Below are 12,899 nucleotides of genomic sequence, written 5' to 3' on the forward strand. Positions count from 1 at the left end.
GGCCGGCGGGCGGGCCCCCGACCCGGCCGCCGCCACGTCGCTCCGGGCCGCCGCCCGGGGGGGGCGGCGCCAGGCCCCGGGGGGCGCCCGCCCCGCCGGTCCGTGGTCACCCCGCCGGTCCGTAGTTACTTCGCCGGTCCGTGTTCACCCCGCCGTCTCCGGACGGACCTCCGCTCCCTGGACGGACCTGTGCTCCGCGGAGGTGCCTGCGCGGCGGGTTTCAGAGCAGCGCGTACACGGCCGAGGCGTCGTCGTGCGTCTTGCCGCGCGGCCAGCGCTCGCAGGCGGGGTCCGCCCGCTCCACCGCACGGACCTGGGCGATCAGCTCACCCGGCCCCGACTCGGCGAGCAGCCGCAGCACGTCGCCCCAACTCCCCAGCCCGAAGCGCTCGGTGAAGCGCGAGGCGCCGTCGGTGAGGGCGGCCAGCGCGTGCAGCCGGTCCAGTCGGACGAAGCCGGTCTCGGCGTGCTCGGCCGCGCGCGGGCTGGCGGCCGCGATCCACGGGCCGGTGCCCCGGTTGCGGGCCGCGCGGACGGCCAGCGCGTACTCCATGTGCAGCGCCGTCCGCTCGGCCGAGCCGGGCACGGTCGACCAGACCTGACGGCGCAGCCCCTCCCCGCCGGGGAAGCGCTGGTTGTCCCCGATCACCTTCGGCGGCCCGTCCTTGAACTCCAGCACCAGCAGCGAGTCGCCGAGCACCAGGTACTCCAGCGCCTCACCGTGCCGTCGCGCCGCGACCACCATCGCGGCGGGGGTGTTGGGATGGGCCAGGTCGCACCGGCCGCCGTGCAGCGCGGCCGTCTCCACGATGGCGTCGGCCAGGCACTCGGAGATCGAGCGGTCCGCCCGGTCGGTGAGCCGGGCGAGCAGGTGCACGCCCAGTCGGCGCACGTACCAGGCCGTCCCGTGCCGACACCCGGATTCCAGGCCGGCCGGCGAACTCGCGCCGTCCAGCAGGACCAACGCCTCCGGCGAGGCCGCCGCGAAGTCCTCGCTCTCGCGGTCGGGCCGTCGTGCTTCCCCTGCGAGCTGTAGCTGCATCCCGACAGTGTGGACGCCGCCCCCGGCCCGCGCCCAGACCCCTGCGCCGGTGTGGCGCGGGGCGGGGCCGGGCGCCCGGTGGCAGTGGGGGCGATTCGGCCATACCGTCGGACAGTGACCGGACAATTCGGCCGATCGGGGCGGGTCGGGTTTGGAACCACCTTCGGGTGTCCGGGCGGCCCGTGACTGACGAGGAGCGGAAGATGTTCTGGCAGTTCATCGTGTTGCTGGCCGCCTCGCTCGGCTTTCCGACCGCCGCGCTGCTCTACCTGATCGGCGGGCCGCGCTTCCCCGACGAGCAGCGCGACCGGAGCTGAGCCGGGCCCGCCGGCGGGCCCGGGGGCCCGGCTGCGTCGACGGACGCTACGGCTTCCAGGCCGGATCGCGGCCGAGCAGCGCCAGGACGCGCTCGAACCGGCCCGCACCGCCGGCGGGCGGCAGGCCCGGTCCGAAGGCCTTGCCCGGCGCCCGGGCCTCCGGGGTGTTCGGGACGGCCTCGGTCACCGCCACCAGTGCGGCGATCAGCGCCTCCTCGCGCTCGACGGCCGCGCCGAGTTCGACGACCGCGCCCGTGCCCGCGTCGAGGGCGGCGGCTGCCCCCACGTCGAGGGCGGCGGCGACGTCCCAGGCGTGCACCAGGGTGTCGAGCAGGTGGAAGCCCACCGCCCGCTCCAGCGGGACCGGCGCGGTGGTGAGGATCTCGGGCAGCCAGAGCGGCCGGCCGGCCGCGGCCGCCCCCCGGAACGCGGCGGTGAGCTCGGCGCCCGTGCGCCGGAAGGCGCCCGCCGGGTCCTCGCCTCCCGGGTCCTCGCCGACCGGGGCGTCGGCCCAGAGCGCGAGGTCCGGACCGGCCCCGCGGGCGGCCGCCGCGAAGCCCTGGTGCTGGCCGACGGCGTGCGCCAGCAGCCGGCGCAGCGTCCAGCCCGCGCACGGGGTCGGCAGGTCCAGCCGGCCCGGGCGGACGGCGTCCACCACCCCGGCGGCCAACTCCAGTGAGCGTGCGTGCAGTTCGACGATGTCCATACGAGCGACAGTACTCATCCGGCCGCGACCTCCAGGCCCGCCGCCAGGAATCCGATCACCTGGTCGACGACGGCCGGTTCCGCGATGATCCGACGGTGGCCGAGCCCCCGGGTGACCACCAGGTCGAGCCGCTCCCCGTACGCCTCGCGGAGCCGGTGCGCCTCGCTCAACGGGACGACGTCGTCGGCCTCGTCGTGCACCACCAGGACCGGCAGGTCGACGTCCGCCACCCGGCGGGCGGCGTCGAAGCGCTCCCACCCCCCGGCGTCCCCGCCGAACAGCTCCCGCTCGATCCGCGCCCGCAGCGCCCGTTCGACCCCGGCGTTCAGCCCGAGCCCGGCGCAGAACGCGGCGGGGAAGAAGCCGACCCGGGACACCCCGGAGACGGCCGCCAGCCGGCCCGCCCGCAGGCCGTCGGCCAGCGCGCCGAAGGCGGCGCAGACGCCGAGGGAGTGCGCGACGACGGCCTCGAACGGCCCGTACCGCTCCTGGAGACGCAGGGCCAGCTCGCGGTACTCCGGCACGCCGGTGGTCCGTCCGCCGGAGTCGCCGTGGCCCGGCGCGTCGAAGGAGACCGCGCTGAGGCCGAGTTCCCGCAGCCGGGGCACGAGGGGCGCGTAGCGGGAGGCCCGGGAGCGCCAGCCGTGCAGCAGCAGGACCGGCCGCTCTCCGCTGCCCCAGCGGTAGCCGACCACCGGCTTGCCGTTCACGGTGAGCCGCTCGGTGACGGCCTGCCCGTGGACCTCCCGTTCCGACGGGCGCACCCGGCTGCGCCGGACCGGGTGCACGAACAACTCGTAGGCGGCCCGGCCGGCGGCTCCGGGGGCGATGCGGGCGGTGGGGTTGAGGGCGGTGCGGATCAGTGCCATCGGTACCTGGGCCGGGTCCATCTGGTCTCCCTGTCGGGTGCGGACGGGTGTTCCTGGCGGGGGCGGGGCCGTGCTCCCGCACGCGCCCCGGGCGTGGTGCGCGGATCGCGGCGAGATATTAGCACGACCGTTCGTGCAGTTTTAGGGGTGCGGTTCCAAGGGTTCGGCACCGCGCACGCACTACCCTGGGCGGCACGCACTGCGACGAGAACGGGGGGCGGGCCATGGCCGGACCGACCACGGACGGACGGGTCCTGCGCGGCGAGGAGACCCGCCGGGCGGTCCTGCACCGCGCCGTCGGCATCGCCTCCGTCGAAGGCCTGGACGCGCTCTCCATCGGCCGGCTGGCCACCGACCTCGGGCTCAGCAAGAGCGGCGTCTTCGCCGGCTTCGGCTCCAAGGAGGAGCTGCAGCTGGCCACCGTCCGCGCCGCCCGCCGGATCTTCGCCGACGCCGTCGTCGCCCCGGTCGCCGACGCCCCGCCCGGCCTCCCCCGGGTCCGCGCCCTGTGCGAGGGCTGGCTCGCCTACTCGCGCGCCCGGGTCTTCCCCGGCGGCTGCTTCTTCTACGAGGTCACCGCCGAGTTCGACGCCCGCCCCGGCACCGTCCGGGACGCCCTGGCCGGCTGCGCCCGGGAGTGGTCCGACACCGTCACCGCGGCCCTCGCCGACGCCCGTGCCGCCGGCGCCCTGCGCCCGGACACCGACCTCGGGGACCTCGCCTTCGCCCTGATCGCCGTCCTGGAGACGGCCAACTCGCAGGCCGTGCTGCACGACGACGCCACCCCGTACGAACGGGCCGGCCGCCTGCTGCTGCGCCTGCTGCGCGCCGAGGCCACCGACCCGGCCGACCCGGCGCTCGCCTAGGTCCGGACAGGGCCGAGACCCCGGCCGGGTGCGCCTCGGCTACCGGCTACCGGCTGCCGGCCAGCACCGCCTCCAGCCCGGCCGCCCGGCCCAGCAGTGCCTCGTCGTCACCGGCCGCACCGACCACCTGGAGGCCCAGCGGCAGCCCCGCCGGGGTCCGTCCGGCCGGCAGGCTCAGCGCCGGCCGCCCGAGGAAGCTCCACGGCAGCGACATCACCGCGTCCCCGGTGCCGTGCAGGCCCTCCGGCGCCCCGCCGGTCGCCGAGGGCGCCAGCCACAGGTCCACCCCGGCCGCCGCGCCCGCCCGGTCCACCCGCTCCCGCAGCCGCTCCCGGAACCGCAGCGCGGCCGCCCGGTCCTCGGGCGCGACGCCCCGGCCGACCCGGATGCCCGCCACCGTCTCCGGCCGGTAGAGGCCGCCGAAGCGGGCGAACCAGTCGGCGTGGCTGCGGGCCAGTTCGAAGCGGTTCACGGTCTGCAACCGCCGACGTACCTCCGCGAAGTCCGGGAACAACTCGACCCGGCGCACCACCAGCCCGGCCGACGCCAGCCGCTCCACCTGCTCCTCGAAGGCCCGCAGCGCGGCCGGCTCGGCGCACTCCAGGTACGTCCCGTCCGGCACCCCGAGCACGGGCTCCGGGCCCGGCCCGGCGGGCCGCCAGTCGTCGCAGAGCAGCGGGGCCGCCAGGGCCGCGCCCGCCAGGTCGGCGGTGAACACCCCCAGGGTGTCGAGGCTGGGCGCGTTCGGGATCACCCCGTCGATCGGGATCCGCCCGTAGGTCGGCCGGAAACCCACCACCCCGCAGTACGCGGCCGGGCGGATCACCGAGCCGACCGTCTGGGTGCCGACCGCGAGCGGCACCAGCCCCGCCGCGACCGCCGCCGCCGAACCGCTGCTGGAGCCACCGGGGGTGTGCCCCGGGTGGTGCGGGTTGCGGGTCGGGCCGGGGGCGCTCGCGGCGAACTCGGCGGTCACCGTCTTGCCCGCGACCAGCGCCCCCGCCGCCCGCAGCCGGTCCACCACCGCGGCCTGCGGCCCGGCCAGCACCCCCGGCGGCAGCGCCGACCCGCCGTGCGTGGGCAGCCCGTCCACGTGCACGACGTCCTTGACCCCCACCAGCACCCCGTACAGCGGCGGCCGCCCGGCCGGCTCCGGGTACCGCGCCGCCACCCGCTCCGCCTCCGCGCGCAACCGGTCGTGCCGGCCGGGCTCGGGCACGAACGCGTGGATCAGCGGGTCCACCCGCTCGACCCGCGCGCAGAACCGGTCGACGCACTCGGGCAGCCGGGACTCCCCGGTGCGCAGCGCGGCGGCCTCGCGGGTCAACGACCGCGGCCCGACCAGGGGTTCGTCCATGCCGAGCACAGTAGACCGGGCTTACGGGTGCTCGGCCGCCAGGTACGGCGCCTCACGCAGGAAGTACGCCCCGCAGGTGTGGCAGCACAGCTCCGGGGTCTTCCCCCAGTCCACCGCCTCCCGCACCGCGGCCTGCGGATCGAGCTCCCGGCCGCACATCGCCACGCTCTCCTCGCCCCGGACCATGTGCCACAGGCGCACCCCCTCGGCCGCGCCGCCGGCGCCGTACTCGGCTCGCATCTGGTGCATCATGCCCCCATCGTCCGACCGCCCCCCACCCCCGGCAACCGGAGCGGAACCTCGGGCGGGACGGGCGGACTTCCGGGTCACGGCGCACGGTCACGCCGGTGCCGCGCGGTGACCCTCCGCGTCGGCCGGGTCGGCGGCCCCGGCCGGGCCGGGTCGCCGCGCGCGGCCCGGACCGGGCCCGGGGGAACCGCTGCGCCGGGCCCGTGATGTGACTTATGGTCGACTGGCGAATCCGGCGCCCGGCGAGCCGACCGGCGCGCGAACGTCCATCACCATTCAGTCTTGTGACGACGCGTCAGAAACGGAACCCGTGGACACGCCCCAGCCGAAGGCCACCGCAGCGGACCCCGCCGAGGCCACCGCGGCGGACCCCGGCCTCCCGGCGGGCTCCGTCGGCCGCCGACGGCGGCGGGTGGTCGCGGTGACGGCGCTGGTCGCCGCGGTCACCACCGGGGGCGGACTGTGGGCCGCCACCCTCGTCCGCTCCCCGGAGCAGGCCGCCGCCGACACAGCGGCGCCCCCCGCTTCGGTGCTCACCGCCCCGGTGGTCCGGCGGGTGCTGACCACCACCACCGTGCTGCGCGGGGTGTTCACGGCCGGCCGGTCCTTCCCCGTCCAGCCGGCCACCGTCTCCGCCAGCAGCGGCGGCCCCGGCGGCGGCACCCCGGTCGTGACCGCGCTCAGGGCCCGCAGCGGGGACGCGGTGAACGCCGGCCAGGTGCTGGCCGAGGTCTCCGGCCGGCCGGTGATCGCCCTGCCCGGGACGGTGCCCGCCTACCGGGACATGGCACCCGGCGAGTCCGGCGGCGACATCGGCCAACTCCAGGGCGTGCTCCGCGACATGGGGTACTACGCCGGCGGCGACGACGAGGGGTACTTCGGGGCCGCCACCAAGACGGCCGTGGCCGGGCTCTACCGGAAGCTCGGCTACCCGGTGCCGACCACCGGCGACCAGACCGCCGCGGCCGTCCGGACCGCCCGGCAGGCCGTGGAGCAGGCCGAACAGACCGTCCAGGACCTGGAGAGCCGACCCGCGCCCGGCGCCGACGCACCCGCCGCGCAGCCCGGCACCCCGGCCGCGCCACCGGTCTCCGGGCCACCGATCTCCGCCCCGGCGCCGACGCCCCGAGCAACGGCACCCACGGCAATGGCACCCACGGCAACGGCACCCACGGCAACGGCACCCGAGGCAACGGCACCCCCCGCAACGGCGCCCGGCGGCGCAGCGGCCGGGAGTGCGGGCGGCCTCGCCCGGGCACGCGCCGACCTCACCGCCAAGCGCCAGGAGCTGGCCCGCGTCCAGGCCAAGGACGGCCCCCAACTCCCCGCGGCCGAAGTGGTGTTCCTCCCCTCGCTGCCCGCGCGGGTCAGCGCGGTGGGCGCCCGGGTCGGCGACAGGGTGACCGCCCCGGTCCTCACCCTCACCGCCGGCGGCCTCGACCTCACCGGCCGGCTGCTGCCCGGCGACGCCCCCCTGGTCAAGCCCGGCATGAAGGTCACCGTCCTGTCCGAGACCACCGGTGTCCGGCTCGACGCCGAGGTCGGCTCGGTGGGCTCGCTCGTCACCCCCGGCAGCCCCGCGGGCGGCGGCACCGCCGGCCCGACGCCGCAGCCCCCCGGCGGCGGCGAACCCTACGTCCCCCTGGTCGTCACCCCCGACGCGCCCTGGGACCCGGCCCTGGAGGGCCAGGACGTCCGGATCACCGTCGTCGCCGCCTCCACCCCGGGCGAGGTGCTCGCGGTGCCGGCCTCCGCGATCAGTTCCGGCGTCGACGGCCGCACCTCGGTGTCGGTCGCCGCCCCCGACGGCTCCCGGCGCACCGTGGAGGTGACGGCCGGCGTCGTCGCGGACGGCTTCGTCGAGGTCGGGCCCGCCACCGGGGCCGCCCTCGCGCCGGGCGAGCAGGTCGTGGTCGGCCGGTGAGCGGGGAACACCCGGTGGGCAGCGCCGGCCACCGCACCGCCCCGGAGCACGGGAGCCCGCCGGTGATCCGGCTGCGCGGGATCTCCCGCACCTACCCCGGGCCGCCGCCGGTCACCGCCCTGCACCCGCACGACCTGGAGATCGCCGCCGGCGAGTACGTCGCCGTGGTCGGCCCCTCGGGTTCCGGCAAGTCCACCTTCCTCAACCTGCTCGGCCTGCTCGACCGCCCCAGCAGCGGGAGCTACGAACTCGACGGCGTCGACACCGGCGCGCTCTCCGAGGCACGGCGGACCGCGCTGCGCGGCCGGCGGATCGGCTTCGTCTTCCAGTCCTTCCACCTGCTGCCGCACCGGACCGCCACGGAGAACGTGATGCTCGCCCAGGTGTACACCGGCTCGCCCCGCGCGGGCCGGGCCGAGGCCGCCCGGCAGGTGCTGGAGCGGGTCGGACTCGGTCACCGGACCGAGGCGCTGCCCTCCCGGCTGTCCGGCGGCGAACGGCAGCGGGTCGCGGTGGCCCGCGCCCTGGTGAACCGGCCGTCGTTGCTGCTGTGCGACGAACCCACCGGCAACCTCGACTCGGCCACCGCCCGGCGGGTCCTGGAACTGTTCGAGGAACTGCACGAGGACGGACTGACCCTGCTGGTCATCACCCACGACCGCGAGGTCGCCGACCGGGCCCGGCGGACCGTCACCATCCGGGACGGCCGGCTCACCGCGCCCGGAACGGCGGGCGGACGGTGAGACCGCTACTCCGCCGCCGCACCCGCCGCCCCGGCACCGGGGTACCGCTCTCCCGGCTGACGCTGACCGACCTGCTGGGCGAGGCGCTGTCCGGCACGGTGCAGCGCCCGGGCCGCTCCGCGCTCACCCTGCTGGGCACCGTCCTCGGCGTCGGCGCCTTCGTCGCCGTGCTCGGCCTCACCTCCAGCGCCACCGGCCAGATCGGCAAGCGCTTCTCGGCCCTGCAGAACACCACGGTCACCGTGGTCGACACCGGGCCGGACGTGCTGCTCGCCGACGGCGGGCACCGCGCCGCCCTGGACTTCCCCGAGGACGCCGACCGCCGGGTCTCCCGGCTCAACGGCGCGGTCGCCGCCGGGGTCTACTGGAGCGCGCCGCTGACCGCCCCGAAGATCTCCGGCTCCCCGGCGCCCGGGCCGGGCGCCGGCGCCGGACTGAACGTCCTGGCGCTCTCCCCCGGCGGCTTCGACGCGATCGAGGCCCGGGTCCGCGCCGGCACCGTCTACAACGCGTTCCACAGCGAGCGCGCCCTGCGCGTCGCCGTCCTGGGCTCCGCCGCCGCTGCCCGGCTCGGCATCACCCGCCTCGACGCCCATCCCGCCGTGTTCGTCGACGGCACCGGCTTCACCGTGATCGGCATCATCGAGGACAGCGCCCGGCTGCCCGCGGCCGTACTCGACGTCATGGTGCCCGCCACCACCGCCCGCTCGCTCTGGGGCAACCCGCGCGCCGGCGAGGACGGCCGCGCCAGGATGGTGGTCCGCACCCGGACCGGCGCCGCCGGGCTGGTCGCCGCCCAGGCGCCGACCGCGCTGCGGCCGGAGGCCCCGGCCCGCTTCACCGCCGTCGCCCCGCCCGATCCGCACACCCTGCGGGACTCGGTGTCCACCGACCTCACCGGGCTGTTCCTGCTGCTGGCCGCCGTCTGCCTGGTGGTCGGCGCGGTCGGGATCGCCGACACCACCCTGGTGGCGGTCCTGGAGCGCACCGGCGAGATCGGCCTCCGTCGCGCCCTCGGCGCCCGACCCCGGCACATCGCGGCCCAGTTCCTCACCGAGTCCACCGTCCTCGGCACGCTCGGCGGACTGATCGGGACCGCCCTCGGCGTGGTCGTCGTGGTGCTGGTCGCCCTGGCCCGCGACTGGACCGCGCTGCTCCAGCCCCTGGTGGTCCTGCCCGCCCCGCTCGTCGGCAGCCTGGTCGGCCTGCTGGCCGGTCTCCACCCGGCCCTGCGCGCCGCCGGCGTCGAACCCGCGGAAGCCCTCCGGCACTGACCGCGCCCCGTCGGTCCCCGGCACGGGCGCGAGGGGCGAGAGGCGCGAGGGACCTCGGCGGGTTCCCCGGCAGCTCCGTCAGGACGCCCGCAGCAGCGCGCCGTCCTGCCACTTGAGGATCTTGTCGAAGCTCACGATGGCGCCCCGCAGGGGGTGGTTGCGAAGCTGGACGTGGTCGGTGAGCGCGTGGATGAGGAAGAGGCCGCGGCCGGATTCGGCGGTGAGGTCGGGGAGGGCGTCGAGGTCGACCGGGCGGAGGGTGGGCGCCGCGGGGCGGCAGGGCAGGACGTGGGTGTCGTACGGGTGGCCGTCGCGGCGGGGCGGGTGGGCGGTGAGGACCCGGGCCGGGACGGTGGCGCGGCCGCGGCGGGAACGGTGGGGCCCCCGGCCGGTCGCCGCCGGGCGGCTCGGGGTGGCGGCGGCCGGGCGCCGGACCGGCGGGGCGGCGGGGGCGGGCAGGCCGGGGCCGGAGTCGGTGACCTCGATGCGCAGCCGGTCCCCGCTGATCGAGGCGCTGACCTGGAACCCGTCGTCGGCGCGCCCGGTGGCGCCGTGCTCGACGGCGTTGGCGCAGGCCTCGCTGAGCGCGACGCCGAGGTCGTCGGCGATCTGCGGGTCGACGCCGGCGGTCGCCATGGCGCCGAGCAGGATGCGCCGGGCCAGCGGGACGCTGGCCGGGTCGCGCTTGAGGTGCAGAGTCCACCGGATGTCCACGGGAGGTCCCTCCTGGCTGCGGCTCCACATACAACTAGGTATCTCCGGGCGATTCGGCGGTGAACCGTGCCCGGGGGCCGCTACCGCCCGTTCGGCGGATGGACTGGGGGACGGGGTCTGTGCCGGGCGGCGCGCTCCCGGGCCCGCACGCCGCCGCCGAAAGAGGCATTCGTAGGGATTTCCCACCCTGCCCGTGTCGGCGGTGTACGCAATGAGAGGATGGCCCGGCCATGACTGCCCTCGCCGCCGCCCCGCTCCCGGGCGCCCCCGGACCGGCCCAGCCGGTGGGGTCCGCCGCCTGGGACCTGCGGCTTGCCCGGGCGGTCCCGTTCGCGCTGGTCTGCACGCTGATAGCGGCCGCCGGGCACGCCCTGGCCGGTGGCGGCAACGTGCCGCCGACGGCGCTGGCGGCGGGTTTCGCCGCCGTCCTGGCGCTCGCCGCGGCCTGCGGCGGGCGGGAGCGCTCGCTGGCCGGGATCGCCGGCGCGCTGGGCGCGGGGCAGTTCGGACTGCACTTCCTCTTCCACGGCTTCGACGGCCGCGGCTTCACCGGCATGGCCGCCATGGCCGGGATGCACCACGGCGGCTCCGGTCCGCTGACCGTGCCGCAGGTGGCCGGCCGGCTGATCTGCAACGAGGCCCGCCCGGGCACGCTGGCGGGCCTGCCCGGCAACCCGTCCCCGGAGCAGCTGGTCTCGTCGGCGGGCCTGGACCCGCACGCGTTCGCCGCCGCGCCGTGGTGGCAGGACGGCGTGTTCGGCCTGACGCCGTCGATGCTGGCCGGTCACCTGGCCGCCGCGCTGGTCGCGGGCTGGTGGCTGCGGCGCGGCGAGGCGGCGCTGTGGCGGCTGCTGCGGGTGGCCGCGTCGGCGGCCCGGGAGCACTGGGCGGCGCCGCTGCGGTCGGTGTTCGTCCTGGCGGCCGCGCTGCTGCGCGGTCTGTTCGGCGTGGCCGGTCCGGTCCGCCGGTTCGGGGCCCGGGGCGGGGAGTCCCCGCTCCCGACGGGTGCCGTGCTGCGGCACAGCGTGGTGCGGCGCGGGCCGCCGTGCGGGGTCCTCGCGCACTGATCCGTGCCTCCTGGCGGCCTGCGGGCCGTGCCGGGTACCGGGCGTGCGCACCGTCCGGGCCGTCCCGACCTCCGGGTCCGGCCCGAGGCTCTGCCCCCACACGTCCCCACGCGCGGCCCCCGAGGCGCGGCTCCGTCCGCCGCCCGGTCCCGGCCTGCCGAGCTCCGATCGGAGACCCCGCATCATGCGTTCCCTTTCCACCCGTCGCATCGCCGCCGTCGCCCTGTCCGCCGCCGCCTCCGTGGTGGCGCTGGCCGGCCCCGCCTTCGCGCACGTCACCGTGAACCCGGGCGCGGCCGCCCAGGGCGGTTACACGGCCGTCGACTTCCGGGTGCCGAACGAGAGCGACACCGCGAGCACGGTGAAGCTGGAGGTCAACCTCCCGCTGGACCACCCGCTGGCCTCGGTCCGGACCCTGCCGCTGCCGGGCTGGACCGCCGCGGTCGAGAAGTCGAAGCTGGACAAGCCGATCAAGGTCCACGGCAACGACGTCAACGAGGCCGTCTCCAAGATCACCTGGACCGCCGACGCCGGCACCAAGATCGCCCCCGGCCAGTTCCAGGAGTTCCGGGTCTCGCTCGGCCCGCTGCCGACCGACTCGGACAGCCTGGTCTTCAAGGCCCTGCAGACCTACGACAACGGTGACGTCGTCCGCTGGATCGACGAGTCCAAGGACGGCCAGCCCGAGCCGGCCAAGCCCGCGCCCGTCCTGAAGCTCACCAAGGCCGACGCCGGCGACGGCCACGGCGTCACCGCCTCCCCGACCGCGGCCGCCCACGGCGACAGCTCGGACCACGCCGCGTCCTCGGACGGCGGCAGCAAGGCCAGTGACTCCACCGCCCGCACCCTCGGTGTGGTCGGCATCGTGGTCGGCGTGGTCGGCACCGCCGTCGGCGTGCTCGGCCTGCGCCGCAAGAACGGCGGCTCCGCCTCCTGACCCCCGCGCCGGCGGGGCCGCACCGACACCCGGGGGCGGCCCCGCCGGCGGTTCACCGCGCACGATCGGATCCCGCATGTCCCGCACCGCCCGCACCGCCCGTACCGCCCGCCTGGCCGGCGCGGCCGCCCTCGCGCTGGCCGCCGCCCTGACGCTGTCCGCCTGCGGCTCCTCCGGCGCCCCCACCGCCGCGAAGGTCACCCAGCAGAAGGACGACACCCCGTACCAGGGCACCAAGCTGGCCAGGAACTTCGAGAAGCCGGACCTCCAGCTCACCGACACCTCCGGCCAGCCCTACGACCTGCGGCAGCAGACCAACGGCAAGGCCACCCTGCTGTTCTTCGGCTACACCAGCTGCCCGGACGTCTGCCCGACCACCATGGGCGACATCGGCGTCGCGATGAAGGCGCTCTCCCCCGAGGACCGGCAGAAGGTCAACGTCGTCTTCGTCTCCACCGACCCGCAGCGCGACACCCCCAAGGTGCTGCGCACCTGGCTGGACTCGATGGGCAGCGACTTCATAGGCCTGACCGGCGACCTCGCCAAGGTGAAGAGCGCCGCCAAGTCGCTCGGCATCATGATCGAGGACCCGGTGGTCAACGCGGACGGCACGGTCACCTCGACCCACGGCGCGCAGGTGCTGGCCTTCCTCCCCTCGGACGACAAGGCGCACGTGCTCTACATGAGCGGCACTGAGGAGAAGACCTACGAGCACGACCTCCCGCTGCTCGCCAAGGGGGTCGCGGCGTGACCGCCGGGACCAGCCGCTTCCGCCGCACCGCCCTGCTGGGCGCCGTCGTCGCGACCGCCCTCGGCGGCGGCGCCGGGGTGGCG

At 77.0% G+C, this 12,899-nt stretch carries 13 protein-coding genes; 7 read left to right on the forward strand and 6 right to left on the reverse strand.

Features of this window, described 5'->3' with window-relative positions:
• Positions 1–220: 220 nt before the first annotated feature.
• From ACFV04_RS41110 to ACFV04_RS41120, 3 genes are all read right to left on the reverse strand, one after another.
• Positions 221–1,042 carry an integrase gene (locus tag ACFV04_RS41110; RefSeq protein ID WP_380536203.1) on the reverse strand — a complete coding sequence of 274 codons (822 nt, stop codon included), beginning with the start codon at positions 1,040–1,042 and terminating at the stop codon, positions 221–223.
• 363 nt (positions 1,043–1,405) lie between these two features.
• The gene (locus tag ACFV04_RS41115; RefSeq protein ID WP_380536205.1) at positions 1,406–2,065 is read right to left on the reverse strand and encodes a TIGR03086 family metal-binding protein; all 660 of its coding nucleotides are present in this window, start codon (positions 2,063–2,065) and stop codon (positions 1,406–1,408) included.
• Between the two features lie 14 nt (positions 2,066–2,079).
• The gene (locus tag ACFV04_RS41120) at positions 2,080–2,955 is read right to left on the reverse strand and encodes an alpha/beta hydrolase (protein ID WP_380341645.1); all 876 of its coding nucleotides are present in this window, start codon (positions 2,953–2,955) and stop codon (positions 2,080–2,082) included.
• 203 nt (positions 2,956–3,158) lie between these two features.
• On the opposite strand from ACFV04_RS41120, the gene ACFV04_RS41125 reads away from it, so the two are divergent.
• Positions 3,159–3,800 (forward strand): TetR/AcrR family transcriptional regulator, encoded by a 642-nt coding sequence (locus tag ACFV04_RS41125; protein WP_380341642.1) that lies wholly within the window; start codon positions 3,159–3,161, stop codon positions 3,798–3,800.
• A gap of 46 nt (positions 3,801–3,846) precedes the next feature.
• Here ACFV04_RS41125 and ACFV04_RS41130 read toward each other — a convergent pair whose 3' ends face one another.
• Complete coding sequence (locus tag ACFV04_RS41130; protein ID WP_380536207.1) at positions 3,847–5,157, reverse strand: amidase; 1,311 nt, start codon at positions 5,155–5,157, stop codon at positions 3,847–3,849.
• Positions 5,158–5,178: 21 nt separating this feature from the next.
• Positions 5,179–5,409: a hypothetical protein gene (locus ACFV04_RS41135; RefSeq protein WP_360258526.1), complete on the reverse strand. Its 231-nt coding sequence runs from the start codon at positions 5,407–5,409 to the stop codon at positions 5,179–5,181.
• Between the two features lie 307 nt (positions 5,410–5,716).
• Between ACFV04_RS41135 and ACFV04_RS41140 the strand changes: the two genes are divergently transcribed.
• The 3 genes from ACFV04_RS41140 to ACFV04_RS41150 are packed head-to-tail and all read left to right on the forward strand — an operon-like array spanning position 5,717 to position 9,347.
• Positions 5,717–7,330 (forward strand): peptidoglycan-binding protein, encoded by a 1,614-nt coding sequence (locus ACFV04_RS41140; protein WP_380536209.1) that lies wholly within the window; start codon positions 5,717–5,719, stop codon positions 7,328–7,330.
• Between the two features lie 14 nt (positions 7,331–7,344).
• Positions 7,345–8,073, forward strand: a complete 729-nt coding sequence (locus ACFV04_RS41145; RefSeq protein ID WP_380536211.1) for an ABC transporter ATP-binding protein — start codon at positions 7,345–7,347, stop codon at positions 8,071–8,073.
• Positions 8,070–9,347: an ABC transporter permease gene (locus ACFV04_RS41150; RefSeq protein ID WP_380536212.1), complete on the forward strand. Its 1,278-nt coding sequence runs from the start codon at positions 8,070–8,072 to the stop codon at positions 9,345–9,347. Before ACFV04_RS41145 ends, ACFV04_RS41150 begins: the two co-directional genes overlap by 4 nt.
• 78 nt (positions 9,348–9,425) lie before the next feature.
• Here ACFV04_RS41150 and ACFV04_RS41155 read toward each other — a convergent pair whose 3' ends face one another.
• The gene (locus ACFV04_RS41155) at positions 9,426–10,061 is read right to left on the reverse strand and encodes an ATP-binding protein (protein WP_380341629.1); all 636 of its coding nucleotides are present in this window, start codon (positions 10,059–10,061) and stop codon (positions 9,426–9,428) included.
• A 230-nt stretch (positions 10,062–10,291) separates the two neighbouring features.
• Between ACFV04_RS41155 and ACFV04_RS41160 the strand changes: the two genes are divergently transcribed.
• The 3 genes from ACFV04_RS41160 to ACFV04_RS41170 all read left to right on the forward strand — a co-directional run bounded on the left by ACFV04_RS41160 (position 10,292) and on the right by ACFV04_RS41170 (position 12,816).
• The gene (locus ACFV04_RS41160; RefSeq protein WP_380341626.1) at positions 10,292–11,128 is read left to right on the forward strand and encodes a hypothetical protein; all 837 of its coding nucleotides are present in this window, start codon (positions 10,292–10,294) and stop codon (positions 11,126–11,128) included.
• Positions 11,129–11,312: 184 nt separating this feature from the next.
• The gene (locus ACFV04_RS41165) at positions 11,313–12,065 is read left to right on the forward strand and encodes a YcnI family protein (protein WP_380341625.1); all 753 of its coding nucleotides are present in this window, start codon (positions 11,313–11,315) and stop codon (positions 12,063–12,065) included.
• A 76-nt stretch (positions 12,066–12,141) separates the two neighbouring features.
• Positions 12,142–12,816 (forward strand): SCO family protein, encoded by a 675-nt coding sequence (locus ACFV04_RS41170; RefSeq protein WP_380536214.1) that lies wholly within the window; start codon positions 12,142–12,144, stop codon positions 12,814–12,816.
• Positions 12,817–12,899: the final 83 nt, after the last annotated feature.

Source organism: Kitasatospora sp. NPDC059599 (assembly GCF_042735125.1).
Classification (GTDB): domain Bacteria; phylum Actinomycetota; class Actinomycetes; order Streptomycetales; family Streptomycetaceae; genus Kitasatospora.

Bases quoted from the DNA above. Each gene is read 5' to 3' on its own strand.
- ACFV04_RS41110 (WP_380536203.1), bottom strand. From the start codon at position 1,042: ATGCAGCTACAGCTCGCAGGGGAAGCACGACGGCCCGACCGCGAGAGC.
- ACFV04_RS41115 (WP_380536205.1), bottom strand. From the start codon at position 2,065: ATGGACATCGTCGAACTGCACGCACGCTCACTGGAGTTGGCCGCCGGG.
- ACFV04_RS41120 (WP_380341645.1), bottom strand. From the start codon at position 2,955: ATGGACCCGGCCCAGGTACCGATGGCACTGATCCGCACCGCCCTCAAC.
- ACFV04_RS41125 (WP_380341642.1), top strand. From the start codon at position 3,159: ATGGCCGGACCGACCACGGACGGACGGGTCCTGCGCGGCGAGGAGACC.
- ACFV04_RS41130 (WP_380536207.1), bottom strand. From the start codon at position 5,157: ATGGACGAACCCCTGGTCGGGCCGCGGTCGTTGACCCGCGAGGCCGCC.
- ACFV04_RS41135 (WP_360258526.1), bottom strand. From the start codon at position 5,409: ATGATGCACCAGATGCGAGCCGAGTACGGCGCCGGCGGCGCGGCCGAG.
- ACFV04_RS41160 (WP_380341626.1), top strand. From the start codon at position 10,292: ATGACTGCCCTCGCCGCCGCCCCGCTCCCGGGCGCCCCCGGACCGGCC.
- ACFV04_RS41165 (WP_380341625.1), top strand. From the start codon at position 11,313: ATGCGTTCCCTTTCCACCCGTCGCATCGCCGCCGTCGCCCTGTCCGCC.
- ACFV04_RS41170 (WP_380536214.1), top strand. From the start codon at position 12,142: ATGTCCCGCACCGCCCGCACCGCCCGTACCGCCCGCCTGGCCGGCGCG.